This is a genomic window from Micromonospora sp. NPDC005299 (assembly GCF_042872345.1).
Taxonomy (GTDB): domain Bacteria; phylum Actinomycetota; class Actinomycetes; order Mycobacteriales; family Micromonosporaceae; genus Micromonospora.
Window position 1 is genome coordinate 161740 of sequence record NZ_JBIAKG010000009.1, and the last position, 25642, is coordinate 187381.

The 25642-nt window shown below is 75.7% G+C and carries 19 protein-coding genes; 8 read left to right on the forward strand and 11 right to left on the reverse strand.

What is annotated here, in order from left to right:
• The first annotated feature begins 56 nt into the window (after nucleotides 1-56).
• A complete protein-coding gene (locus tag ACFYPD_RS24515) occupies nucleotides 57-965 on the forward strand; it encodes an ABC transporter ATP-binding protein (protein ID WP_387117757.1) in 909 nt (302 codons plus the stop codon).
• Entirely contained in the window at nucleotides 965-1756 is a 792-nt protein-coding gene (locus ACFYPD_RS24520) for a hypothetical protein (protein ID WP_387117759.1), read from the forward strand. The genes ACFYPD_RS24515 and ACFYPD_RS24520 overlap by 1 nt, the downstream gene beginning before the upstream one ends.
• Before the next feature lie 44 nt (nucleotides 1757-1800).
• Here ACFYPD_RS24520 and leuS read toward each other — a convergent pair whose 3' ends face one another.
• Entirely contained in the window at nucleotides 1801-4641 is a 2841-nt protein-coding gene (gene leuS / locus ACFYPD_RS24525) for a leucine--tRNA ligase (RefSeq protein WP_387117761.1), read from the reverse strand.
• A 422-nt stretch (nucleotides 4642-5063) separates the two neighbouring features.
• On the opposite strand from leuS, the gene ACFYPD_RS24530 reads away from it, so the two are divergent.
• The 3 genes from ACFYPD_RS24530 to ACFYPD_RS24540 are packed head-to-tail and all read left to right on the forward strand — an operon-like array spanning nucleotide 5064 to nucleotide 9898.
• On the forward strand, nucleotides 5064-6113 hold the full coding sequence (locus ACFYPD_RS24530) for an AAA family ATPase (protein ID WP_387117764.1): 1050 nt from the start codon (nucleotides 5064-5066) through the stop codon (nucleotides 6111-6113).
• Between the two features lies 1 nt (nucleotide 6114).
• A complete protein-coding gene (locus tag ACFYPD_RS24535; RefSeq protein WP_387117767.1) occupies nucleotides 6115-7413 on the forward strand; it encodes a DUF58 domain-containing protein in 1299 nt (432 codons plus the stop codon).
• Between the two features lie 16 nt (nucleotides 7414-7429).
• Nucleotides 7430-9898 (forward strand): DUF3488 and DUF4129 domain-containing transglutaminase family protein, encoded by a 2469-nt coding sequence (locus ACFYPD_RS24540; protein WP_387117770.1) that lies wholly within the window; start codon nucleotides 7430-7432, stop codon nucleotides 9896-9898.
• A gap of 298 nt (nucleotides 9899-10196) precedes the next feature.
• Here ACFYPD_RS24540 and ACFYPD_RS24545 read toward each other — a convergent pair whose 3' ends face one another.
• From ACFYPD_RS24545 to ACFYPD_RS24585, 9 genes are all read right to left on the reverse strand, one after another.
• Nucleotides 10197-10592, reverse strand: a complete 396-nt coding sequence (locus ACFYPD_RS24545; RefSeq protein WP_091268111.1) for a DUF3040 domain-containing protein — start codon at nucleotides 10590-10592, stop codon at nucleotides 10197-10199.
• A 115-nt stretch (nucleotides 10593-10707) separates the two neighbouring features.
• The gene (locus ACFYPD_RS24550) at nucleotides 10708-11967 is read right to left on the reverse strand and encodes a DNA polymerase IV (protein WP_387117773.1); all 1260 of its coding nucleotides are present in this window, start codon (nucleotides 11965-11967) and stop codon (nucleotides 10708-10710) included.
• 45 nt (nucleotides 11968-12012) lie between these two features.
• On the reverse strand, nucleotides 12013-13176 hold the full coding sequence (locus tag ACFYPD_RS24555) for an alkaline phosphatase family protein (RefSeq protein ID WP_387117776.1): 1164 nt from the start codon (nucleotides 13174-13176) through the stop codon (nucleotides 12013-12015).
• Entirely contained in the window at nucleotides 13173-13922 is a 750-nt protein-coding gene (locus ACFYPD_RS24560) for a methyltransferase domain-containing protein (protein WP_387117779.1), read from the reverse strand. Before ACFYPD_RS24560 ends, ACFYPD_RS24555 begins: the two co-directional genes overlap by 4 nt.
• A 14-nt stretch (nucleotides 13923-13936) precedes the next feature.
• Entirely contained in the window at nucleotides 13937-14116 is a 180-nt protein-coding gene (locus ACFYPD_RS24565; protein WP_091268414.1) for a hypothetical protein, read from the reverse strand.
• Nucleotides 14117-14213: 97 nt separating this feature from the next.
• Entirely contained in the window at nucleotides 14214-17591 is a 3378-nt protein-coding gene (locus ACFYPD_RS24570; RefSeq protein WP_387117782.1) for an error-prone DNA polymerase, read from the reverse strand.
• Between the two features lie 342 nt (nucleotides 17592-17933).
• Nucleotides 17934-19637 carry a DNA polymerase Y family protein gene (locus ACFYPD_RS24575; protein ID WP_387117784.1) on the reverse strand — a complete coding sequence of 568 codons (1704 nt, stop codon included), beginning with the start codon at nucleotides 19635-19637 and terminating at the stop codon, nucleotides 17934-17936.
• A complete protein-coding gene (locus ACFYPD_RS24580; protein WP_387117787.1) occupies nucleotides 19634-20407 on the reverse strand; it encodes a hypothetical protein in 774 nt (257 codons plus the stop codon). Before ACFYPD_RS24580 ends, ACFYPD_RS24575 begins: the two co-directional genes overlap by 4 nt.
• A gap of 305 nt (nucleotides 20408-20712) precedes the next feature.
• The gene (locus ACFYPD_RS24585) at nucleotides 20713-21216 is read right to left on the reverse strand and encodes an SAV_6107 family HEPN domain-containing protein (protein ID WP_387117790.1); all 504 of its coding nucleotides are present in this window, start codon (nucleotides 21214-21216) and stop codon (nucleotides 20713-20715) included.
• A 512-nt stretch (nucleotides 21217-21728) separates the two neighbouring features.
• Here ACFYPD_RS24585 and ACFYPD_RS24590 point away from each other — a divergent pair.
• The 3 genes from ACFYPD_RS24590 to ACFYPD_RS24600 are packed head-to-tail and all read left to right on the forward strand — an operon-like array spanning nucleotide 21729 to nucleotide 24435.
• On the forward strand, nucleotides 21729-23114 hold the full coding sequence (locus ACFYPD_RS24590; protein WP_387117793.1) for a ferric reductase-like transmembrane domain-containing protein: 1386 nt from the start codon (nucleotides 21729-21731) through the stop codon (nucleotides 23112-23114).
• Between the two features lie 20 nt (nucleotides 23115-23134).
• Nucleotides 23135-23623 (forward strand): FMN-binding protein, encoded by a 489-nt coding sequence (locus ACFYPD_RS24595; RefSeq protein WP_387117796.1) that lies wholly within the window; start codon nucleotides 23135-23137, stop codon nucleotides 23621-23623.
• Nucleotides 23620-24435 carry an FAD:protein FMN transferase gene (locus ACFYPD_RS24600; RefSeq protein WP_387117799.1) on the forward strand — a complete coding sequence of 272 codons (816 nt, stop codon included), beginning with the start codon at nucleotides 23620-23622 and terminating at the stop codon, nucleotides 24433-24435. The genes ACFYPD_RS24595 and ACFYPD_RS24600 overlap by 4 nt, the downstream gene beginning before the upstream one ends.
• On the opposite strand, the gene ACFYPD_RS24605 is transcribed toward ACFYPD_RS24600, so the two are convergent.
• Complete coding sequence (locus ACFYPD_RS24605) at nucleotides 24417-25607, reverse strand: FAD-dependent monooxygenase (RefSeq protein ID WP_387117802.1); 1191 nt, start codon at nucleotides 25605-25607, stop codon at nucleotides 24417-24419. The two genes, ACFYPD_RS24600 and ACFYPD_RS24605, sit on opposite strands and share 19 nt — an antisense overlap.
• Nucleotides 25608-25642 lie beyond the last annotated feature (35 nt).

Here is a 25642-nt window from a genome sequence, read left to right on the forward strand (position 1 = left end):
CCGGTGTGGCCGCCGGCAGGACGACCCGGTGGCCGGAACACGGAAGCGTCTAAGCCATGATCGAGCTCAGGGACCTCACCAAGCGGTACGGCGGCACGACCGCTGTCAACCGGCTGACCCTCACCGTCCGGCCCGGACACGTCACCGGCTTCCTCGGCCCCAACGGCGCCGGCAAGTCCACCACGCTCCGGCTCGTCCTCGGCCTGCACCGACCGACCGGCGGAACCGCCCTGGTGGACGGACGCCCGTTCGCCGACCGGCCGCGCGGGCTGCGGCACGCCGGCGCGCTGCTGGACGCCGGGGACGTGCACGGCGGACGCAGCGCGGGGGCGCACCTGGCGGCGCTGGCCCGCAGCAACGGGCTCCCCCGCGCCCGGGTGGGCGAGGTGCTCGACCAGGTCGGCCTGACCGGGGTGGCGGGACGCCGGATCGGCGGATTCTCGCTCGGCATGCGGCAACGGCTCGGCATCGCCGCCGCGCTGCTTGGCGACCCGCCGGTGCTCCTCTTCGACGAGCCGTTCAACGGTCTCGACCCCGAGGGGGTGCGCTGGGTGCGGGCCCTGTTCCGCCGGCTCGCCGCCGAGGGCCGGACCGTGCTGGTCTCCAGCCATCTGATGAGCGAGATGGAGCAGACCGCCGACCACCTGGTGGTCATCGGGCGGGGCGAACTGCTCGTCGACGAGAGCCTCGCCGCGTTCGCCGCCCGCAGCGCCCATACCCAGGTGATCGTGCGGACGACCGACCCGGCCACGCTCGCCGCCGCGCTCGCGGCGGCCGGCGGCGCCGTCACCCCGGGCGGCGGGGACGCGCTCACCGTCACAGGGCTGTCCGTCGACCGGATCGGTGAGCTGGCCTTCTGCGCCGGTGTCGCCGTCCACGAGCTCACCAGCCGGGCGGCGTCCTTGGAGGAGGCATTCATGGACCTCACCGCCGACCGACTCGACTACGCCGCCGGAGGCCGATGATGCGCGCCCGTTTCCGTGACCTGCTCGCCGCCGAGTGGATCAAACTGTGCTCGCTGCGCTCCACATACGGCGCGCTGGCCCTGATCGCGGTCTCGGCGGTGCTGTTCAGCGCCCGTGCCGCGCTGGCCGACCACCACAACTGGCCGGGCTACTCCGCCGAGCGGCGAGCCGCGTTCGACCCGATCCACGACGCCTTCCCGGAGGAGGGCTGGCTGTTCATCATGCTCGCCGCCGGCGCGGTGGGTGCGGTCATGATCGCCGGCGAGTACGCCAGCGGCCAGATCCGCACCACGTTCCTCGCGGTGCCGGACCGCCGGGCCGTGGTCGGCGCCAAGGTCGTGGTGCTGGCCGGCGTCATGCTCGCCGTCGGCGCGGTGGCCTCGGCGGCGTCGTTCGGAGTGTCCCAGGCGATCCTCGCCGGCCGGGACGCGGGCGCGTCGATCGGCGACCCGCAGGCACTCCGCGCGACGGTGGCCTCGGCGCTGCTGCTGCCGGTCTGCGCGCTCGCCGGATTCGGCGTCGGCGCCCTGGTACGGCACACCGCCCCGGCGATCGTGGTCACCGCGACGCTGCTGCTGCTCGCCCCGCTGGCCTTCGACATCAACCAGCGGTGGACCGCCGCGATCCACAACGCGCTTCCGGTGCCGGCCTGGGAACGTCTGGTCGGGAACCCGTACGTGCTGCCGAACCTGCACGTGGCGAGCGTGCCCGGCTCCTGGGCGGTGTTCGCCGCCTGGCCGGTGGCCGCCGCGCTGCTCGCCGTCGTCGTCGTGCACCGGCGCGAGCCCTGACCGGCTCGTGGGCGCGCCCGGTCCGGGCGCGCCCACGGACCGGCTCAGGCGACGACCGAGACCATCCGGCCCTTCACCACGATCACCTTGCGCGGCTCCTTGCCGGCCAGCGCGCCGGCCACGGCCTCCAGCGCGGCCGACCGGACGTCGTCCTCGGACGCGTCGGCGGCCACCTCGACCCGGCCCCGGACCTTGCCGTTGACCTGCACGGGGTAGGTCACCGTCTCGGCGACCAGCAGCGCCGGGTCGGCGGTCGGGAAGTCCGCGTACGCCAGCGAGGTCCCGTGGCCCAGCCGCCGCCACAGCTCCTCGGCGATGTGCGGGGCGAACGGGGCCACCATCAGCACCAGCGGCTCGGCCACCTCGCGCGGCGTCTCCGCCAGGCGGGTCAGCCCGTTGGTCAGCTCGATCAGCTTGGCGATCGCGGTGTTGAACCGGATCGCCTCCATGTCGCCGCGGACCCCGTCGATGACCTTGTGCAGCAGCCGCCGGGTGGCCTCGTCGGCCGGCGCGTCGGTGACCCGCAGGGCGCCGGTCCGCTCGTCGACCACGGCTCGCCAGACCCGCTGCAGGAACCGGTAGGAGCCCACCACCGCCCGGGTCTCCCAGGGGCGGGACACCTCCAGCGGACCCATCGACATCTCGTAGACCCGGAAGGTGTCCGCGCCGTACGCCGCGCACATCTCGTCCGGGGTGACGACGTTCTTCAGGGACTTGCCCATCTTGCCGTACTCGCGCTTGACCTCGGTCTCGCCGTGGAAGTACCGGCCGTCGACCTCGACGACCTCCTCGGCCGGCATGTAGGTGCCGCGCGGGTCGGTGAACGCGTACGCCTGGATGTAGCCCTGGTTGAACAGCCGGCGGAACGGCTCGAAGGACGAGACGTGGCCCAGGTCGTACAGCACCTTGTGCCAGAACCGCGCGTACAGCAGGTGCAGCACGGCGTGCTCGGCGCCGCCGACGTACAGGTCGGTGCCCCCGCAGTCGCCCGCGCCGCGCGGCCCCATCCAGTACGCCTCGTTCTCCGGTTCGGCGAAGCGCCGCGAGTCGGTCGGGTCCACGTAGCGCAGCTCGTACCAGCAGGAGCCGGCCCACTGCGGCATCACGTTGGTCTCCCGGGTGTAGCGCTTGGGCCCGTCGCCCAGGTCCAGCTCCACCTCCACCCAGTCGCGCCGCCGGGACAGCGGGGTCTCCGGGTTGCTGTCGGCGTCCTCCGGGTCGAACGTCTTCGGCGAGAAGTCGTCCACCTCGGGCAGCTCGACCGGCAGCATCGACTCGGGCAGCGCGATCGGCGCCCCGGTCTCGTCGTAGACGATCGGGAACGGCTCGCCCCAGTAGCGCTGCCGGGAGAACAGCCAGTCCCGCAGTCGCCAGGTGACCGCGCCCGCGCCGTGCCCGTTGGCCTCCAGCCACTCGATGATCCGCGCCTTGGCGTCGGCCACCCCCAGGCCGTTCAGGTCCAGGCCGCGGTCCGGCGCGGCGCTGTTGACCGCCGGGCCGTCCCCGGTCCACGCCTTGCCGTCGAAGCCCTCCGCCGGCTGCACGGTACGCACGATCGGCAGGTCGAAGACCTCGGCGAACTCCCAGTCCCGCTCGTCCTGGGCGGGCACCGCCATGATCGCGCCGGTGCCGTAGCCGGCCAGCACGTAGTCGGCGATGAAGATCGGGATCTGGCCGCCGGTGACCGGGTTGGTCGCGTACGCGCCGACGAAGACGCCGGTCTTCTCCTTGGTCTCCGCCTGCCGCTCCACGTCGGTCTTGGCCGCGGCGGCCTTCCGGTACGCCTCGACGGCGACCCGCGGGCTGGCGTGCCCGCCGGTCCAGGCGTCCCTGGTCCCCGCCGGCCAGGCGGCCGGCACCAGCACGTCGACCAGCTCGTGCTCGGGGGCCAGCACCATGTAGGTGGCGCCGAAGACGGTGTCCGGCCGGGTCGTGAACACCCGCACCGGGCCGTACTCGGTCGGGAAGTCGATGTGCGCGCCGGTCGACCGGCCGATCCAGTTGCGCTGCTGCAGCTTGATCGGCTCGGGCCAGTCCAGCGTGTCCAGGTCGTCCAGCAGCCGGTCGCCGTACGCGGTGATCCGCATCATCCACTGCTTCAGGTTCCGCTTGAAGACCGGGAAGTTGCCCCGCTCGGAGCGGCCGTCGGCGGTGACCTCCTCGTTGGCCAGCACGGTGCCCAGGCCCGGGCACCAGTTCACCGGCGCCTGCGAGACGTACGCCAGCCGGTGGTCGTCGACGATCTTCCGCCGCTCGCCCACGGTCAGCTCGGCCCACGGCCGGCCGTCCGGGGTGGGGCGCGTGCCGCCCTCGAACTCGGCGATCAGCTCGGCGACCGGGCGGGCCTTCTTGGCGTCCGCGTCGTACCAGGAGTTGAAGACCTGCAGGAAGATCCACTGGGTCCAGCGGTAGAAGTCGGTGTCGATGGTCGCCACGGACCGCCGCTCGTCGTGGCCCAGGCCCAGCCGGCGCAGCTGCTCCTTGTACCGCTCGATGTTGGCCTCGGTGGTGGTCCGGGGGTGGGTGCCGGTCTGCACCGCGTACTGCTCGGCGGGCAGGCCGAACGCGTCGAAGCCCATCGCGTGCAGCACGTTGCGCCCGGCCATCCGCTGGTAGCGGGCGTAGCAGTCGGTGCCGATGTAGCCCAGCGGGTGGCCGACGTGCAGGCCGGCGCCGGACGGGTAGGGGAACATGTCCAGCACGTACAGCTTCTCGGCGCCCGCGCGCGGGTGGGTCGGGTCGGCCAGCGGACCGACCGGGTTCGGCGCGTGGAAGGTGCCCTGCCGCTCCCAGGTGTCCTGCCAGCGGTGCTCGATCTCCTCGGCCAGGGCGGCGGTGTACCGGAAGGGGGGAATGTCGGTGGCCGGTGCGGCTGCCTCACTCATGGCGTCTCCTCGGCGCGGGTCATGTCGGATATGGGAGGTCTGCTGCGGGCACAAAAAAGCCCCTCGCGCAGGAGGGGCCGCCGTGCTGTCGCGCGCTCAGCGCATCAGCACGGCTCGGTAAGAAGCAGGAAGACTCCGGCCATGACCGGCAGTGTACCCCGTCGGCGGGTCGCGCCTCTCGCCCGCCACGACAGGAACCGGGACGGGGCTACCCGGGTGCGGGCGGGCCACACGTCCCCCGGTCCGGCGAATATTCCGGGCGTAACCGGCCGACCGCCTGCGGGGGTCGGCGACAACGAGAAACATGGTTAGCCTGAGAGGCCAGTGAGATTTTTGCGGCAGAAGAGGCTCGGCGTCGCGAACCCAACGGCGGGTCCAGGTGCTCTATACAGAGCTGCCGTCCGGCGACGAGGAGGAGGCCCGTGACACAACAGACCTGGGACGAGGTGGGCGGTCTGCTGCCGCACGACGAGTTCCGCGCCGCCAGCGAGGCCATCGTGGCCAACATCGAGCAGGTCATCGAGGGCAAGACGGCCACCGTCCGGCTCGCCCTGGCGGTGCTGCTGGCCGAGGGCCACCTGCTGATCGAGGACGTGCCCGGCGTCGGCAAGACCAAGCTGGCCAAGGCACTGGCCCGGTCGATCGACTGCTCGGTGCGCCGGATCCAGTTCACCCCCGACCTGCTGCCGAGCGACGTCACCGGGGTCAGCGTCTACAACCAGGAGACGCACGACTTCGAGTTCCGCCCGGGCGCCGTCTTCGCCAACCTGGTGGTCGGCGACGAGATCAACCGGGCCTCGCCGAAGACCCAGTCGGCGCTGCTGGAGTGCATGGAGGAGCGGCAGGTCACCGTCGACGGCGTGACCTACCAGTTGCAGACCCCGTTCATGGTGATCGCGACGCAGAACCCGATCGAGATGGAGGGGACCTACCCGCTGCCGGAGGCGCAGCGTGACCGGTTCACCGCCCGGATCGCGATGGGCTACCCGGACGCGGGCGCCGAGCTGGCCATGCTGGACGGCCACGGGGCCACCGACCCGCTGAACGAGCTGCGTCCGGTCTCCGACGCGGCCACCGTCCGCCGGCTGATCGGCCACGTCCGGCAGGTGCACGTCGCCGAGGCCGTCAAGCAGTACGCGATCGACCTCGTCACCGCCACCCGCGAGGCGCCCGACCTGCGGCTCGGCGCGTCCCCGCGGGCCACCCTCCAGCTACTGCGCACCGCCCGCGCGGTGGCCGCCCTGGAGGGCCGCGACTACGTCCTGCCGGACGACCTCCAGGCCCTGGCGGTGCCGGTGCTGGCGCACCGGATCATCCCGACCGCAGACGCGCAGCTCGCCCGGCGCACCACCGACGCGATCGTCGCCGAACTGGTGCACCGCCTCCCGCTTCCGCACGACCGCAAGCGCTCCCCGTACGACACCCGGCCCGGCGGCACCGGTCGCGGGCCGTACGAGCCGCGGAGGCCGTGAGGTGCGCGACGGGCTGCGAGGGCTGACCACCCGCGGCCGTTCCTTCCTGGCGGCCGCAGTGGCCGCCGCGATCTCCGCCGCCATCCTGGGCGAGAAGGACCTGCTCCGGGTGGCCGTCCTGCTCGCCATCCTGCCGCTGCTCGCGGCGGCCTATGTCGGGCGCAGCCGCTACAAGCTCGCCTGCAACCGGTCGCTGGAGCCGCACCGGGTGCCGGTCGGGGCCAACTCCCGGGTGGTGCTGCGGCTGCAGAACCTGTCCCGGCTGCCCACCGGCACCCTGCTGCTGGAGGACCGGCTGCCCTACGCGCTGGGCAGCCGCCCGCGGGTGGTGCTGGAGCGCCTCGGCGCCCACCAGGCCAGCTCGGTGGCGTACACGGTCCGGGCCGACGTGCGCGGCCGCTACGAGGTCGGGCCGCTGGTGATCCGGCTGACCGACCCGTTCGGGCTCTGCGAGCTGAGCCGCGCCTTCCCCAGCACCGACCACCTCACGGTGATCCCGCAGGTCATCCCGCTGCCTCCGGCCCGCCTCCCGGGCGAGTACGCGGGCAGCGGCGACAGCCGGGCCCGCTCGGTGGCGGTGCACGGCGAGGACGACGCGGCCACCCGGGAGTACCGGATGGGTGACGACCTGCGCCGGGTGCACTGGAAGTCGACGGCCCGCACCGGCGAGCTGATGGTGCGCCGGGAGGAGCAGCCCTGGGAGAGCCGGGCGACCGTGGTGCTGGACACCCGCGCCGCCGGGCACCGGGGCGAGGGGCCCACCGCGAGCTTCGAGTGGGCGGTCTCGACGGCCGCCAGCATCGCCGTGCACCTGCGCCAGGCCGGCTACAAGCTGCGCCTGGTCACCGGCTCCGGCGCGGACGTGGACGCCACCGAGGCCGGCGGCGACGGCCTGCTCCTCGACCACCTCGCCGAGGTGCATCTGGACAAGCGCGGCGAGCTGACCACGCTCGTGCAGCAGGTCCGGCAGCGGTCCGACGGCGGCCTGATCATCGCGCTCCTCGGCACGCTGAGCACCCCCGAGGCCGAACTGCTGGCCGGACTGCGCGGCAACGGCGCCACCTGCGTGGCCTTCCTGCTGGACAGCAACACGTGGCTGAACCTGCCACCGAAGGCCCGGGCCGAGGCGGAGCACGCGCACGGCGCCGCCGCGCTCGCCCTGTTGAAGAGTGGCTGGCGGGTCATCGGGGTGGAGCACGGCAGCCGGCTGCCGGTGCTCTGGCCGCAGGCGGGCCGCGGGTCGCAGGGCTTCGCGCTGCGGGCGGCGCTGGCCGAGACGGTGGCCGGAGGCGTGCGATGACCGGAAGGGTGGACCCGTGACCGCGCACCGCAACCTCGGCTTCGTCGCCGCGGCGGCGACCCTGCTGGCGGCGGCCCCGCTGTCGGCGATCTTCGAGCGCTGGACCTGGCTCATCCAGGCGGCCATCGTGGTCGCCGTGGTGGCCGGCGCGGCCGCGCTGAGCCGGCTGGTCCGGGCGCCGCTGTGGGGCCAGGTGCTGGCCATGCTGGCCGGTCTCACGCTCGCCCTGACCTGGGTCTTCCCGGGTGGCACCGAGTTCTTCGCGTTCGTGCCCACCCCGGCCACCTTCGCCCACTTCGGTGACCTGCTGAGCGCCTCGCTGTCGGACATGCGCTCCTACGGCGTGCAGGTGCCGGACGTGGACTCGCTGCTCTTCCTCGCCGTGCTCGGCATCGGCGCGGTGGCCGTGGTGGTCGACGTGCTCACCGTGGGGCTGCGCCGGCCGGCGCTGGCCGGGCTGCCCATGCTGGCCATCTACTCGGTGCCGGTGGCGGTCTACGTGGACAGCGTCCCCGCCACCCCGTTCGTGGTGGGCGCCTGCGGCTACCTGTGGCTGCTGGTCACCGACAACGTCGACCGCGTACGCCGGTTCGGCCGCCGGTTCACCGGCGAGGGGCGCGACGTCGACGTCTGGGAGGCGTCGCCGCTGGCGGCGGCGGGCCGCCGGCTGGCCGTGGTCGGCGTGGTCCTGGCGGTGGCCCTGCCGCTGGCCGTGCCCGGGATGACCGGCGGGCTCATGAGCGCCGTCGGCAACGGCACCGGCACCGGCAACGGGCGGCCGGGCCAGGGCGGCAGCCCCGGCCGGATCGACCTCTTCGCCGCGCTCAGCGGCCAGCTCAACCAGACGGAGGTGACCGAGCTCGTCAAGGTGACCACCAACGAGCCGGCCCCGTTCTACCTGCGCTTCGGGGTGGCCGACGAGCTGCGGCCGGACGGCTTCCGGGTGCGGGTGCCCAGCGGGCGGCCGGCCAACCGGAACCTGCCGGATCCGACGGAGCGCGGCGGCCGGGGCGTGACGCAGCAGCGCTACCGGGCCAGCGTCGAGGTGACCAAGAACCTCAACATGCCGCTGCTGCCGGTCTACTCGGAGCCGGTGAAGACCGAGGACCTGAGCGGCAACTGGCTCTACGACACCAATCTCCAGATCGTCTTCTCCAACCGGGACAACTCCCGGGGCAAGCGCTACTCGTTCGACTACGTCCGCTCGACGTTCAGCCCGACGGCGCTGCGCGCGGCGCCGTCCCTGCCCGCCGACGACCCGGTGCTGGCGCAGCAGACCGTCACGCCGGCGGTCCGCGCGGTCGACCGGCTCGTCGACCAGCTGGTCAAGGGCCGCACGAACGACTACGACAAGGTCCGGGCGATCTACGACTACTTCTCGGTGGAGAACGGGTTCACCTACTCGCTGTCCACCCGGAGCGGCAGCAGCGGGGAGGACATCACCGACTTCCTCGCCACCAAGGTGGGCTTCTGCCAGCAGTACGCCGCGGCGATGGCCTGGCTGGTCCGGTCGGCCGGCATCCCGGCCCGGGTGGCGTTCGGCTTCAGCAACGGCAGCAACGCCGGCGACGGCACGTACGCGCTGACCAACAAGAACCTGCACGCCTGGACCGAGGTCTACTTCGGCGGGATCGGCTGGGTGCCCTTCGACGCCACCCCGGCGGCGAGCGTCCAGGGATCGGTCCGCTCGGCCTGGGCTCCGGACACCGACGCCCCGGAGGACGTCACGCCGGTGCCGGGGAGCACCGCCGCCCCCGAGGGCGTCGGCCCGTCGGCCGGCGCGGACGACCCGGATCGGCTCGACAAGGACGCCGACCAGGGCCTGGCTGTCGGCGACAGCGGTCCGACCCGGCAGAGCCCGGTCTGGCCGTGGTGGGTGGCCGGGGCGCTCGCCCTGCTGGTGCTGCTCGCGGTGCCGGCCCTGCGTCGCTCCGCGCTGCGCCGGCGTCGGCGCGCCCGGGCGGCCGTGCCCGCGGCCACCACCCTGGCCGCCGTGCCCGGGCAGCGGGGCGAGGCGCGCGAGATCGTGGTCGGCGTGGACGCCGACGCGGCCCGCGGGGACGCGCATGCCGCCTGGGACGAGCTGCTCGACACGTTGGTCGACTTCCACATCCGGGTGGACCTGACGGAGACCCCCCGGACGACCGCCGAGCGGTTGGCCCGGGAGGCGCTGGTCGAGGACGCCGGTGCCGTGACGGGGGTCCGGCTGCTGGGCCGGGCCGAGGAGCGGGCCCGCTACGCCCGTGACCCGCTGACCGGCGAGGAGTTGCATCCGGCCCTGCGGTCGGTGCGCGGCGCCCTCGCGGCGCGGGCGGACCGGCGTACCCGGCTGCTGGCGGCCCTGCTGCCGCCGTCGGTGCTGCTGCGCTGGCGGACCGCCCTGGCCGAACGCTCGACCCGACTGGTCACCACGACCGGGCAGGTGCGCCAGCGGCTGCTGCGCTGGAACCCGCGTCGTCTCCTGGCGGGCCGACCGGCCCGCTGACCCGGTCCGGCCCGCCGGCGCTCCCCCGCCGGCGGGCCGGACCGGGTCGCCTCGGGCAACCCAGCGGATGCGCCGGAATCAGGGCGTGCGGTGATCAGGGCGTGCGGTGATCAGAGTGCGCGGGGAGCAGGGCCTGCCGGTGATCGGAGTGCGCGGGGATCGGGGCGTGCCGGGGATCAGATCGCGCGGGGAAACCAGTGCCAGGGGCATCAGGGCGCGCGGAAGCGACCGCGCTCGCCGGGCGCGCTGCCGGCGATCCACCGTTGCGAGGACCCGCCCCCTCAGGAGCGGGACATGCTCAGCGGTGGCCCTCCGGGCGCTGCCGCCAGCGGTCCTCCATCCGGTCGAGGAAGGAGCCCCGGCGGCCGCTGCGGCCACGGGGACGACGACGGCTCGTCGTGCCGCCGACCACGTGCAGGTCGGGCGACTGGGATCGGCGGTGCGACTGCACCGCGTAGCCCAACGAGGCCAGCATGACGACAAAGCCCGCCACGGCCAGCGGGGGCGTCTTGATCACGGCACCGTAGATCAACAGGGCCAGACCAGCGATGACCACGCCGGCAGCGACGAGCACGCGACGCCGCGCATGGAAACGCGGGTCGCTGGCGCGCACGGCCGAGGCGAACTTGGGGTCCTCGGCAAGCGACCGCTCGATCTGCTCGAACAGCCGCTGCTCGTGCTCCGAGAGCGGCACGGCACTCCTCCCCGGTCACGTTGGTCGGCCCGGACGGGCCGACAGACCGTGGCAGCCAACCGGCTGCTTACCCGCAAGTCTACGAGGGGGCTCGCGCGTCGGAAAGCGGGACGACCTACGGCCGGGTCTGTTTTTCGACTCGCCGGGGATCACGCTTCCCGAGAAGACTGGCCGGACCTATGACGGACCGCCCGAATCGGGCGGCCGCCGCGTCGGCCGCCGCCTCCGCCTCCCGCCAGCCGCGCTCCGGCGCGCCCAGGGTGAGCTGCTGCGGCGTCTCCTCCGCCGCGGCCAGCCCCTCCATCCGGACGCCGACCAGGCGGACCGGCTCGCCGGGGGCGAGGGCCGTCCAGAGCGCCCACGCCGTGTCGAACATCTCCCGGGCGGTGTCGGTGGGCACGCCGAGCGTGCGGGAGCGGCTCACCGTGCGGAAGTCGGCCAACCGGACCTTCAGCGACACGGTGCGCCCGACCTGGCCCGCCGCGCGCAGCCGGGCGCCGGCCTTCTCGGCGAGGGCGAGCAGCGCGCGGCGGATCTCCACCGGGTCAGTGACGTCGGTGTCGAACGTGACCTCCGCGCCGATCGACTTCTCCACGTGCTCCGGGGAGACCCGGCGCGGGTCCCGCCCCCAGGCCAGCTCGTGCAGGTGGCCGGCGGACGCCTCGCCCACCGCCCGGCGGAGCAGGCCCGGCGACGCCTCGGCCAGGTCGCGCACGGTGCGCAGGCCGAGCCGGTGCAGCGCCTCGGCGGAGCGCTCCCCCACCCCCCACAGGGCGGCCACCGGCAGCGGGTGCAGGAACTCCAGCACCCGGGCGGCGGGCACCACGAGCAGGCCGTCCGGCTTGGCCCGGGTGGAGCCGAGCTTGGCCACGAACTTGCTCGGCGCCACCCCGACCGAGCAGGTCAGCTGCTGCTCCTCGGCCACCCGGCGGCGAATCAGCCGGGCGATCTCGGTGGGGGTGCCGAAGAGCCGCCGGGCGCCGGCCACGTCGAGGAACGCCTCGTCCAGCGAGAGCGGCTCGACCAGCGGGGTGACGTCGCGGAAGATCCGCATCACCGCCCGGGACGCGGCCGAGTAGGCGGTGAAGTCCGGCGGCAGGTAGACCGCCTGCGGGCAGAGCGCCCGGGCCCGGGCGGTGGGCATGGCGCTGCGGACACCGAAGCGGCGGGCCTCGTAGCTGGCCGAGCTGACCACCCCGCGCGGCCCGATCCCGCCCACCACCACCGGGCGGCCGCGCAGCTCGGGGCGGCGGCGCACCTCCACCGAGGCGAAGAAGGCGTCCATGTCGACGTGCAGGATCGGGCAGCCGGTGTCGTCGGCGTCCGGCCCGAAGCGCGGATCCCCGCCCCGGGGCAACGACTGGCTGCGGCCCATCCCCGCAGGTTAGCCGCCCGGTCCGACACTCCCGCCCGGAGCGGGTCAGCCGCGGACCACCAGCAGCGGAATCGTCATCTCGGCCGCGGTGTCCGCGCCGTGGTACGCGACCAGCCGGGACTCGATCGGCTTCTCCGAGCGGGTGGCGACCACCGCGTACGTGCCGCGGCAGACCACCACCACGTCGCCGATCCGGCCCAGGTGGGCCTCCGGCACCGGGCCGAACCAGCCGGTGGCCACCGCCTCCGCCCGGGTCAGCACCCGGGCGGCGCTGTCCAGGACCGCCGACCAGGCGGCCACCACGTCGGCCGTGGCGCCCGGCTCGACGTGCAGGTAGCGGACCCGGGGCTCCCCGGCCACCACCCGGACGCCGGCCCGCAGCCGGGGGTCGGTGTCCAGGTCGATCCGGTGCTCGTCGGGCACGTCGAGCTGCCCGTGGTCGGCGGTGACCAGCAGGGCGGCGTCCGGCGGCAGCCCGTCGACCAGCCGGGCGAGCAGCCGGTCCACCTCGGCGGCAGCCAGCCGCCAGGGCGCGGAGTCCACGCCGCTGAGGTGCCCGTGCCGGTCCAGGTCGGGGTGGTAGCCGGAGACCAGGGTGGGCCCGGGACCGGCCGCCAGGGCGGCGAGCATCCGCTCGGCGACCGCGTCGGCGCCGGCCGCGCCCCGGTAGTCGCCGCCCCGGTTGGCGGCCAGGGTGAGGCCGCTGCCGCCGTACTCGGGCCGGCTGACCACGGTGACCGCCACCCCGGCGGCGCGGGCCCGTTCGTACCAGGTGGTGACGGGCTGCCAGCGCAGCGGCTCCGGGTCGCCGGCCCACTCGATGTGGCTGAGCACCCGGTCGGTGCCGGGCACCCGGACCTTGAAGCCGAGCACCCCGTGCGCGCCGGACGGGGTGCCGGTGCCGAGGCTGACCAGGCTGGTCGGGGTGGTGGAGGGGAAGCCGGCGGTGAGCGGGACGCCGACCGTGGCGGCGAGCCCGGCCAGCGTCGGCGCGTGCGGGGCGGCGGTGGGGATCTGGTACCAGCCGAGCCCGTCGACCAGCAGCACGGCGATCCGGCGCACCCCGGCCAGCCGGGGCGTCAGGCCGAGCAGGTCGGCGGCGCCGGGCACGCCGAGCAGCGCGAGCGCGCTGGGCAGCACGTCGGCCAGGCTGCCGCCGCCGTAGCGGGGCGCGACCGGGTCGAGCGGACCCACCGCCGGGCCGGTCATGCCGGGCGGCGGGCGAACAGGTGCAGCTGGGCGGCGAGGTCCCGGTGCGGCGGCCGGGCGGCGAGGGCCCGTTCCAGCTCGACCAGGGCGGCCGGCTGGCCGTCCGCCACGGCGGCCGGGAGCAGGTCGGCGAGCACGCGTACGCCGTGGATCTCCTCGACGGCGAGACCGGCGGCGGCGAGCAGGGCGGTGGCGCCGTCGGCGTCGTAGCGGCGGCGCAGGGTGTCCCGGGGGCCGGCCGTGCCGGCCGGGTCGGTGGCGAGCGCGGCGGCCACGTCCAGGTGGCCGTTCATGGCCCGGGCCAGCACGGCGGCGGCCCGGCCGGCGACCAGCACGCTGGCCGCGCCACCGGGGCGCAGGGCGGCGGCCAGCGCGGCGACCACCGGGGCGGGGTCGTCCACGACCTCCAGCACCGAGTGGCAGAGCACCAGGTCGACGGTGGCCGGCTCGACCAGCCCGGCGAGCGCGTCGCCGTCGCCCTGCACGGCGCGTACCCGCTCGGCGACCCCGGCCTCGGCGGCCCGGCGGGTCAGCGCGGCGAGCGCGTCGGGGCTGGCGTCGACGACGGTGACCCGGTGGCCGGCCTCGGCGAGCGGGACGGCGAAGCCGCCGGTCCCGCCGCCGACGTCGAGCACGGTGAGCCGCTCGCCGGCCCGCCGGTCCAGCTCGGCCCGGAGCACCGCCCAGATCACGGCGGTGCGGGGGGTCAGGGTTCGGGTCGGGTCCACGCCGCCGAGCCTAGTCACCCCGGGGCCCGCGGTCAGGACTCGCCACCGCCGGCGGGGTCCTCCTCGGCGCGGGACCGCTGGGCGTTGGCCACCGGCCCGTCGGTCACCTGGTATTCCCGCGGCTCCACCTCGTGGGTGGGCGCCCAGCCGGCGCCCAGCCGGGTCCGTCGGGCGTTCGCCACGCCACCGGGGTACGTGCTGTGAAAGGTCATCGGTTCATCCCCCATACCCGGGTGGGCCACTCTGCCCACCCGTGCCGGGAGTCTCCCGCCTCCGGAGCCCGGAAACCGTAATGTGGATCACTCCCACTCAACGGAAATCCCGGGACGCCGGTGTGACGGGCGGCTCGATCGCATCCAGCCGGTCCGCGGTGAGGCTGATGACGCCCTCGTGCCGCTGCAACCGGCCCCGCACCACCAGCGCGCCGCTGGTGCGGGCGATTCGACGGTAGCGCTGCCAGAGCCCCGGGGAGCAAGTGACATTGAGCATGCCGGTCTCGTCCTCCAGGTTGAGGAAGGTGACCCCGCCGGCGGTCGCCGGGCGCTGCCGGTGGGTGACGATCCCGCCGACCCGGATCCGCTGCCCGGGCTCCACCCGGCCCAGCCGGGCGATCGGCACCGCGCCCAGCGCGTCCAGCCGGTCCCGGATGAACCGGGCCGGATGGCTCTCCGGGGACAGGCCGGTGGCCCAGACGTCGGCGACCAGGCGATCCACCGCCTCCATCCCGGGCAGGGTGGGCGGGACCGTGCCGGTCACCGTGCCGGGCAGCCGGCCCGGCCGGTCCTGCGCCGCCGCGCCGGCGGCCCAGAGGGCCTGCCGCCGGGTCAGCCCGAAGCAGGCGAAGGCGTCCGCGGTGGCCAGCGCCTCCAGGTGCGCCGCGGTCAGCCCGACCCGGCGGGCCAGGTCCGGCATGTCCCGGTACGGCCCGTGGGCCGTCCGCTCCGCCTCGATCCGCTCGGCCACCTCGTCGCCGAGGGTACGCACGCCCGACAGCCCCAGCCGGACCGCCGGACCGCCCAGCCCCCAGGCGTGCGGCGGCTCGCCCGGCTGGCTCCCCCACCGGGTCTCCGGCGTGGACTCCAGGACCGCCTTGGCGCCGCTGGCGTTGATGTCCGGCCGGCGGACCTCGACGCCGTGCCGCCGGGCGTCGTCGACCAGGGTCTGCGGCGAGTAGAAGCCCATCGGCTGGGCGTTGAGCAGGGCGGCCAGGAACGGGCCCGGGTGGTAGCGCTTCAGCCAGGAGCTGGCGTACACCAGGTAGGCGAAGCTCATGGCGTGGCTCTCCGGGAAGCCGTAGCTGGCGAACGCGGTGAGCTTGCGGTAGACGTCGTCGGCCAGCTCGCCCGTGATGCCCCGCTCGGCCATCCCGGCGTAGAGCCGGTCGGCGATCTGCGCCATCCGCTCCACCGAGCGCTTCGCCCCCATGGCCCGGCGCAGCTGGTCCGCCCCGGCCGCGTCGAAACCGGCCAGGTCGATGGCGAGCTGCATGAGCTGCTCCTGGAACAGCGGCACGCCGAGGGTCTTCTCCAGCGCGTTGCGCATCAGCGGGTGCGCGAAGGTCACCGGCTCCTGGCCGTTCTTGCGCCGGATGTACGGGTGCACCGAGCCGCCCTGGATCGGGCCGGGCCGGATCAGCGCCACCTCCACCACCAGGTCGTAGAACTCCCGGGGCTTGAGCCGGGGCAGGGTGGCCATCTGGGCTCGGCTCTCCACCTGGAACACCCCGACCGAGTCGGCCCGGCAGAGCATGTCGTAGACCTCGGGATCGTCCAGGGTCATGTCGCCCAGGTCCAGGCTCATTCCGATCAGGTCGTAGCCGTAGTGCAGCGCGGAGAGCATGCCGAGGCCGAGCAGGTCGAACTTGACCAGGCCGACGGCGGCGCAGTCGTCCTTGTCCCACTGGAGCACGCTGCGGCCGGGCATCCGCCCCCACTCCACCGGGCAGACCTCGATCACCGGCCGGTCGCAGATCACCATGCCGCCGGAGTGGATGCCCAGGTGCCGGGGGAAGGTCTGCAGCTCGTTGGCGTACGCCACCACCTGCTCGGGGATGTCCTCGACGTCGACCGCCGCGACCGAGCCCCAGCGGTCGATCTGCTTGCTCCAGGCGTCCTGCTGCCCGGGCGAGAAGCCGAACGCCTTGGCCACGTCCCGCACCGCCGACCGCGGCCGGTAGGAGATGACGTTGGCGACCTGGGCGGTGTGCTCCCGGCCGTACCGGGCGTAGACGTGCTGGATCACCTCCTCCCGGCGGTCGGATTCGATGTCCACGTCGATGTCGGGCGGGCCGTCCCGCTCGGGGGCGAGGAAGCGCTCGAAGAGCAGCCGGTGCCGCACCGCGTCCACGTTGGTGATCCGCAGCGCGTAGCACACCGCCGAGTTGGCCGCCGAGCCCCGGCCCTGGCAGTAGATGTCCTGCTCGCGGCAGAACGCGACGATGTCGTAGACCACCAGGAAGTAGCCGGGGAAGCCGAGGTCGGAGATCATCCGCAGCTCGTGCTCCAGCTGCGCGTATGCCTCCGGGTGCGCCTCGGGCGGGCCGTAGCGTTCCCGGGCGCCGGCCATGGTGAGGTGGCGCAGCCAGCTCATCTCGGTGTGCCCCGGCGGCACCGGGTACGCCGGCAGCTGCGGCGCGACAAGTTGCAGGTCGAACGCGAGTTCCGCGCCGAACTCGGCGGCCCGGGCCACCGCCCCCGGGTACGCGGCGAACCGCGCCGCCATCTCCGCGCCGCTGCGCAGGTGGGCGGTGGCGGCGGCGGGCAGCCAGCCGTCGATCTCGTCCAGGCTGCGCCGGGCCCGCACCGCCGCCACGGTGGTGGCCAGCCGGCGCCGCCCCGGGGTGGCGTAGTGCACGTTGTTGGTGGCCACCGTGGGTAGCCCCGCCGCGGCGGCCAGCTCGGCCAGCGCGTCGTTGCGGTCGGCGTCGAGCGGGTGACCGTGGTCGGTCAGCTCCACCGCCACCGTCTCGGCGCCGAAGAGCGCGGTGAGCCGGTCCAGCTCCCGGGCCGCCGCGTCGACGCCCTCGGTGAGCAGCGCGGCGGGCACGTGCCCCTTGCGGCAGCCGGTGAGCACCAGCACGTGGTCGCGCAGCTCGGCGGCGACCTCCGCCAGCTCGCCGTAGACCGGGCGGCCCTTCTCGCCGCCGCGCAGCTGCGCCCGGGCGATGGTGGCGGCCAGTCGGGCGTATCCCTCGTGGCCGTGGGCCAGCACCAGCAGGTGCGCGCCGTGCGGGTCCGGCTCGCCGTTCTGCGGGCCGGGCAGCCCGAGGGAGAGCTCCGCGCCGAAGACCGTCGGCAGGTGCAGCGCGCGGGCCGCCTCGGCGAAGCGCACCACGCCGTAGAAGCCGTCGTGGTCGGTGACGGCGAGCGCGGTGAGCCCCAGCCGGGCGGCCTCCTCGGCCAGCTCCTCGGGGTGGCTGGCGCCGTCGAGGAAGCTGAAGTTGGAGTGCGCGTGCAGCTCCGCGTAGGGCACCGCGTCGTCGGGGCGGGGCAGCTCCGGCGGCGCGTACTGCTGCCGCTTGCGGCTCCACGCCGGGGAGTCGCCGCCGTCGGCGTCGACCGCGAGCGGGTCCACCACGTGCAGGTGCCGCTCGCCCCGGGGTCGCCCCTTGCCGGACCGCCCGTCGGGTCGTCCGGAGAGCACCTGCTCCAGCTCCGACCAGGGCATCTTCGGGTTGTGGAAGCTCACCGGCCGGCTCCCGGACGGTTTCGCGTCGAAGTTCTGGCCGGCCTCCGGAGGGGCCGGATTCCTCCCGGATCGGGTTCCGTCCCCGCCAGCCGGTGGGTGACTGTTGGTTGACTACGAACTTGATGACGCGGATGAATCACGGAGGCGGAAGCCGAAGCGGAAGCGGAAGCGGAAGCGGATGGCGATCCGTTCACGTCATCAAGTTCGTAGCCTCTGATGGGTAGGAGCCGGCGTGGCACGTCGGCGTACCGCGCGGCCGGGACACGGCGCGCGACCAGAGCACAGCGCATGGCCGGGGCACGGCCCGCAGCCGACGCACGGCCCGCGGCCGAGACACGGCGGTCAGTCATAGATCGCCTCCACCAGCCACTGGCCGCTCTCGACCGCGAGCAGCAGGGCGGCCCCGTCGGCCAGGCAGACCTGGAACCGGGCCCGGCGGCGGGCCTCGGCCGGCGCCCACCACCGCTCGTCCACCGGCCACGGGCCGGCCCAGCCGACGATCTCGGCCGGCCGGCCGGCGCCGACGGTCAGCCGGGCCGGCGCGGCGCTGATCGCCAGCCGGGCGCTGACCACCACCGGCTCGCCGGTGGCGTCGTGCACGGCGGCCAGCAGCGGGGTGGGCAGCACCACGGCCGGCGCGGGCGGCGGGATCCGCCCCGGCCACGGCGGCACCGGCGCCGCCGCACCGCTCCGGGCCGGGCGGCCAGTCCGCACTACCGCACCGGCCGTGGCCCGCCCGGTCGGCACCGTCGGCCCGGCGGCGGAGCCGGGCTCGGCGGCCGAGGCAGGCGCGGCGGCCGGCAGGGGTGGCGGGCCGGGGCGGGTGGGCAGGCGCTCGTCGCCCCACGGGACCAGGCGCACCTGGTCGGCCGGGGAGCGCCCGCCGCCGAGCACGGCGGTGACCACCGCCTCGGGGCCCAGGATGCCCTGCACCCGGCTCAACGCGCGGTGCGCCCGCTCCCGCTCCTCGCCCGTCTCCCCCCACAGGCCGGGTTGCAGGCCGGCCTGGGCGAGCACCCCGTCGGGCACCAGCCGCAGCCGGATGATCCCGGCGGTGGGGCGGGCCGGGCGGGCGCCGCCCCGGCCGTTGCTGCCGGACAGCCAGCCGTCGAGCTGCCAGCGGACCCGGTCGGCGATGGCCGCGGCGGTGAGCAGGCCGTCGTGCCGCCAGACCCGGTGCAGCTCCTGGCCGTGCGCGGTGACCGCCTCGATGCCGAGCCGGGTGCAGGCCAGCCCGTGCGCGGCGAGTCGCTCGTGCAGTTGCTCGGCCAGCGTCCGGGCGGCGAACGCCGCGGCGTCGACCCGGTCGATCGGCTCGTCGTGGTCGGCGGTGACGGTCAGGTCGGCGGGCGGCTGCCGGACCGCGAGCGGCCGGTGGTCCCGGCCGGCGGCGAGCCGGTGGGCCAGCGTCCCGTCGAAGCCGAACCGGGCCAGCACGTCACCGGGAGGCAGCGCGGCGAAGTCGCCGAGGGTGCGTACGCCCAGCCGGCGCAGCAGGTCGGTCAGGGTGGGCCGGCCGAGCGCCTCGACGGGCAGGCCGGCCAGGAACTCCGGGGTCCCGCCGGGAGGCACGATCCGCCCGTCCCGGGCGGCCAGCCCGGCGGCGAAGACCCCGTCGGCGATGCCGACCTGGCTCTCCACGGCGCAGGTCTGGGCGACGTGCTCGACGATCCGCTCGGCCGCCGCCTCCTCGCCGCCGAGGTAGCGGCTGGGGCCCCGGGCGGCCAGCGCGCAGGCCCCGGGGCGGATCACCTCGACCCCGGCGACCACCTCCTCGACGGCGGCCACCACCGGCTCGAACGCCCGGGCGTCCCGGGCGGGATCGTGGTCGACGACGGTGAGCTGGGGGCAGCGCCCCTGCGCCTCCCGCCGGCGCAGCCCCCGGCGGACGCCCTCGGCGCGGGCCCGCTCGGAGCAGGCGACCACCCGGTTGGCGTGCAGCACCGCGACCGGGTCGGTGGCCGGCACCCCGTCGACGATCTCGGCGGCGAGGACCGGCCAGTCCGGGCACCAGAGCAGCAGGGTCCGCGCCGGCGCACCGCTCATGCCGACCCGACCACGGTGAGCGGCCGGACGGCGGCAGCGGCCGGGGCCACCACGCGGAACCGCCGGGGCGCGGCGGCGCGGACGGCACCGCCAGCGCCGGTCGACCGGGGGATCACCCGGGTCAGCTCGTCGCCGGGCAGCCAGACCTTGATCTCCTTGGGGCGGGCGGCCGCGCCCCGGCCGCGGGCCGAGACGGTCACCTCCCGGCGGCGCAGCCGGCCCCGGCCGGGCCCGAGTCCCTCCCAGACCCCGCGGACCACCTGGAGCGTCACGTCCGCGCCGTCCCACCGGCCGTACGGGACGAGCACGCTGCCGCGCTGCCGGGCCCGGGCGGCCAGCCGGTTGGCGACCGAGACGGAGACCGTGGTCGGCACGGCGGTGACCACCACGTCGACCCCGTCGATGAGCGCGGCGACGACGGTGGGCCACTCCGGCCCGGGGTTCGGCACCAGGGCGAGCCGGTCCAGGGCGATGCCGGCCTCCGCCGCCGCGCCCGCCCCGAAGGTGGGCACGCCGACCACGGCGCACCACGAGCCGGCCCGGGACGCCTCGGCGAGCAGGGCGAGGATCAGGGAGGTGGCGCCGCTGCGCCGGGGCTGGCCGACGCCGACCGCGATGGTGCTGCCGCGCCGCAGCCCGCGGTTGGGCAGCAGCCCGGTCAGCTCGGGCCGGACGGGAAGCACCCGGTGGCCGCCCGCCGGGTCGGGCGCGCTGGCCGGGCGTACCAGCTCGGCCAGGGCGGCGGAACCGACCACCATGCGGCCCGCCATCGGACCAACCCCCCGTCGTGTGTTCACCACGGGCACCGGCCCGTGGATGGTGCTTGGATCGTGCGGTGCGGGACGCCCGTGTGGCCCCGGCGGCGGCGCACACGCCGCCGCCGGGAGTGGCGGCCCGCCCCCCCCGGGGCCCCCCGGGGGGGGCGGGGGCCCCCCCCCGGGGGGGGGGGGGGCCGGGGCGGGGGGCGGGGGGGCGCCCCCCCCCCCCCCCCCCGGGGGGGGGCCCCCCCCCCCCCCCCCCGCGGGGGCCCCCCCCCCCCCCGGGGGGGGGGGGGGGGGGGGCGCCCCCCCACGACTCAGGCGGCGGCTGCTCCGGGTCGCGGCGAGGCGTCAGACACGCCGAGCCGGAGTGGCCGGTCCAGCCCGTCGAGCGCCGGTTGGTGTCCCAGGCCGAGCGCGGTCTCCACCACGGTCACGAACTCCTCGGCGGCGCGGAGCAGGTCGTCGGCCTCCCGGGCGGTGACCACCCGGGGGATGCCGGCCTCGGCGGCGGCCCGCTTGCTGGCCCCGGCGGCGAAGTAGGTGGCCCACTCGTCCAGCTCGGGGGCGACGGCGGCGAGCAGCACCCAGACGCTGGTGATCCGGTTGCGCCGGGTGGGTGCGGGGCGGGCGCGGGCGGCCAGCAGGGCGGCGGCGGCGCGCAGCGCGGCGAGGTGGGCGGCGGCGTACCGGAGGCCGTCGGGGCGGGTCCGGGCGGCCTCGGCCAGCCCGTGGCGGGCCACCACGAGCAGCTGGGCGGGGGTGCGGTGCGGCAGCACGTGCGCGGGCACCGTGGGCGCCTGGGCCGGACTGGTCGACATGGTCTCTCCTCCGCGTGGGCCGGGGCGGGGCGGCCTGCGCGACGGGGAGCCGTCGCCCGGGACGCCCGGAACGGGCGGTGCGGAGGAAGACGCACCAGGTGGGGGCCGGCCGGGTGTGGACGCTTCCCCACACCACACCCGGCCGGCGTACCGGCGGGTCCGTCGCCCGCCGCCCGGGGGTCGTGGGCGGCGGGCGACGATCCTGCCTGACGGGTCCGGACTCGCGACTGTCCGGAGCCCGGTGCGGTCCGCGGAACCGCACCTCCCGGGAGCCGGAGCCGCGAAACACCGCTCCCGGACGTTGGAACGAGCGTACGACTGAATCGAACACTCGTTCTAACTGCTCTGACAGTACACCTCCCCTCCGACGAAAATGCAACGTGTGACGCGGCGGCGCGTCGAGCGCCGGCCGGTGGATTCCCAGCGCGCGCACAGCATCGACAAAGGAGCCGCCGAACTCCGGCCCCCAGGGTTGACGACATGAACGTCAGCCGTACCGAGAAGAACCCCCGATGACCGCCGCCGTCGCCGGCCGGCGGACCCTGCCGGCGGCCCCGGCCTGGTGGGCCGACGTGGCCGGCAGCGCCGCGGCGCTCAGCCTGCTCGTGGTCACCGCGCTCTGGACCGCCGACCGCGGCGTGCAGGAGCTGCTGGGCGGTGTGGCCACCGGCCTCACCTCGCTCGGCCGGCTCGCCGGCCTGGTCAGCGCCGACCTGATGCTCGTCCAGGTGGTGCTCATGGCCCGGGTGCCGCTGATCGAGCGGCGCTTCGGCCAGGACCGGACCGCCCGCTGGCACCGGCTCACCGGCTTCACCTCGTTCCACCTGCTCCTGGCGCACGTGCTGCTGACCGTCCTCGGGTACGCCGGCACCGCCCGCCGGGGGGTGCTCGCCGAGACCTGGGACCTGGTCGTCACGTACCCGGGGATGCTGTTGGCCACCGCGGCGCTGGCCCTGCTGGTGCTCGTGGTGGTGACCTCGGTCCGCGCGGCCCGGCGCCGGCTGCGCTACGAGTCCTGGCACCTGCTGCACCTGTACGCGTACCTGGGCGTCGCGCTGGCGCTGCCGCACCAGCTCTGGACCGGCGCGGACTTCCTCGCCTCGCCGCTGGCCCGCGCCTACTGGTGGACCGTCTACCTGCTGGCGCTGGCCAGCGTGCTGGTCTGGCGGCTGGGGCTGCCCGCCTGGCGCTCGCTGCGGCACCGGATCGAGGTGGCCGCCGTGGTCCCCGAGGCGCCCGGGATCACCTCGGTCTGGCTGCGCGGGCGCGACCTGCACCGGCTGCCCGTCCGGGCCGGGCAGTTCCTGCTCTGGCGGTTCCTGGACGGCCCCGGCTGGTCCCGGGCCCACCCGTACTCGCTGTCCGCGCCGCCGAACGGCGACCTGATGCGGATCACGGTCAAGGACCTGGGCGACGGCAGCGCCCGGGTGGCCGCCCTGCGCCCCGGCACGCGGGTGCTCGTCGAGGGACCGTACGGGCGGCTCACCGGGGAGCACTGGCGCGGCGGCGGGATCACCATGCTGGCCTGCGGGGTCGGCATCACCCCGCTGCTGGCGCTGCTGTGGGAGCTGCCGTACGCGCCCGGCCAGGCGGTGCTGCTCCACCGCGCGCGTACCCCCGCCGACCTGGCCTTCCGGGCGGAGCTGGACCGGCTCGCCGCGGAGCGCGGGCTGGTCGTGCACCACCTGGTCGGCCCCCGGGCGGCGCGCCCGTCCTGGCTGCCGGCCTACGCCGAGGGGATCTCCGACGCGGAGGCGCTGCGCCGGCTCTCCCCCGGCGTCGCCGGCCACGACGTCTTCCTCTGCGGACCGGACGGCTGGGTCGACGCCGCCCGCGCCGCGACCCGTGCGGCGGGGGTCCCCGACGCGCACACCCATCACGAACGTTTCGCCTGGTGACAGGCGCGAAGGGAGGATCCGTGCGACGGATCACCGGCTGGCTGCTCTCCACCGTGGCGGCGCTGGTGCTGCTGTTCAGCTACAAGACCAGCACCATGGGCGCGGGCGGGGCGAGCAGCGCGATCACCTCGGGCGCCGACGGCTCGGCCGGCAGCACCTGGAACGGCACGGACGGCGGCGGCACCGACTCCGCCGGAACGGGCCCGTCGTCGACCGGCTCCTCCGGCGGCGACGGCACGGCCACCGGGTCGGTGGCGCAGACCCGGTGGGGGCCGGTGCAGGTGCGGATCACCGTCTCCGGCAGGAAGATCACCGACATCGCCGTGCTCCAGGTGCCGGACGGCAACCACCGGGACCAGGAGATCAACGACTACGCGGTGCCGATCCTGCGGCAGGAGGCCCTCGCGGCGCAGAGCGCGCGGATCGACACCGTCTCCGGGGCCACCGTCACCAGCGACGGCTACCGCGAGTCCCTCCAGTCCGCCATCGACGCGGCGCACCTGGGATGAGCGGGACCAGGCCCGACGGACCGGACCGGCGCGCCTGGGTGGCGCAGGTGATGGGGCTGCCGGTGAGCGTGCACCTGCGCGGCCCCGGGGTGCGCACCGACGCGGTGGCCGAGCGGGTGGCGCGGGTCTTCGCCGAGCTGCGCGACGTGGACGCGACCTTCAGCACGTACCGGCCGGACAGCGTGCTGGGCCGGCTCGGCGGGGCGATGCCCGACCCGGCCGCCGCGGATCCGCTGGTGCGTGAGGTGGTCGAGCGCTGCGAGGCGGCCCGCGTCCGCACCGCCGGGTGGTTCGACGCCCGGCGGCTGACGCTGCCCGGCGGGGGCACCGGCTTCGACCCGTCCGGCTTGGTCAAGGGCTGGGCGGTGGAGCGGGCCGCGCGCTGGCTGGCGCTGCCCGAGCACGACCTGTGCCTCAACGCCGGCGGGGACGTGCTGCTGCGCACCGCGCCGGGCCGGCCGGCCTGGCGGGTCGGGATCGAGGACCCGGACCGCCCCGAGCGGCTGCTCGACGTCGTCGCCCGCCCGCACGGCGCGGTCGCCACGTCGGGCACCGCGCGGCGCGGCGCGCACATCACCGACCCGCGCGCCGGGCGGCCGGCCGAGGCCGTCCGGTCGGTCACCGTGGTCGGCCCCGACCTGCTGTGGGCCGACGTGTACGCCACCGCGGCCGTCGCCCGCGGCGCGGACGCGCTCGACTGGCTGGCCACCCTGGACGGGTACGCGGCCCTGCTGGTGGACGCCGGCGGCGGGGTCCGGGCCACCCCGAACTGGTCCGGCTCCCGCCCGGCGGCTCAGACCCGCGCCGCGTAGTCGGGCAGGTCGGCCTCGGTGGCCAGCGAGTCGGTGCTGCGGACCAGCAGCGACTGGACCGGGCGGGTGGCCAGCAGCCGGTCGCGCAGCCACAGCCCCCAGCCGCTGGCCGGGGCGAGGAAGTGGCCGGGGCTGGCGCCGCGCTGCCAGCGGCCGGCGTAGCCACGCATCCGCCGCTCGTACGCGGGCAACGCCACCCGGTGGTCGCCGCCGGCCAGGGCCAGCTCGCCGGCGAGCACGTACGCCCCGACCAGGCCGGTGCCCACCCCCATCCCGCCGAGGGTCACCCCCCAGGCCGCGTCGCCGAGCAGCACCGCCCGGCCGGTGTGCCAGTGGGGCACGCTGACCCGGGCGATCGCGTCGAAGTAGAGCTCGGGCGCGGCGCGCAGGCCGGCCAGCAGCCGGGGCACGTGCCAGCCCAGCCCGGCGAAGGCGTCGGTGATCAACGCCTTCTGCCGGTCGAGGTCGAGCCGGTCGTGGTCCTGCCGGGGCGAGGCGAACACGACGAGGGCGCCCGCCCGGCCCGGGTCGCGCTGGTCGGCGGCCACGCTGGCCATCCGGCCGGGCACGTTGTACTGCCGTGGGACGACGTCGAAGCCGCCGTCGTTGGGCAGGTCCCAGCCGGCCAGGTGGTAGCCGAGGTGGGTGACGTACGCCGACTCGGGCCCGAAGGCCAGCCGCCGCACACCGGAGTGCAGCCCGTCCGCCCCGACCACCAGGTCGACGGTGCGGGAGGCGCCCCGGGCGAAGTCGACCCGCACCCCGTCGGTGGTCTCGGTGAGCGCGGTGATCCGGTCGCCGAACACGTATCCGACCCGGTCGGCGCCGTGCTCGTAGAGGATCCGGGACAGGTCCCGGCGGAGGACCTCCAGCTCGCCGCCGGCGAACTCGGCGGGCAGCCGGAAGATCTCCCGGTCGTGCTCGTCCACCCGGCTCATGGCGCCGGCGTGGGTCTGCACGGCGCGCAACTCGTCGAGCACGCCCATGGCGGCGAGCACACCGAGGTGGGTCGGGCCGCGGAAGTCGACGGCGAAGCCGCTGGTCCGCAGCGCGGGGGCGGTCTCGACGACGGTGACCTCGGCCCCGTGCCGGGCGAGCCACCAGGCCACCGCCGGGCCGGCGACACCGGCGCCGGAGACGAGCACGCGGAAACCGCGCAGTGGAGTGGGCATGTCTTTCCCCGTTCTAAACTGTGTCCGTCGGATAC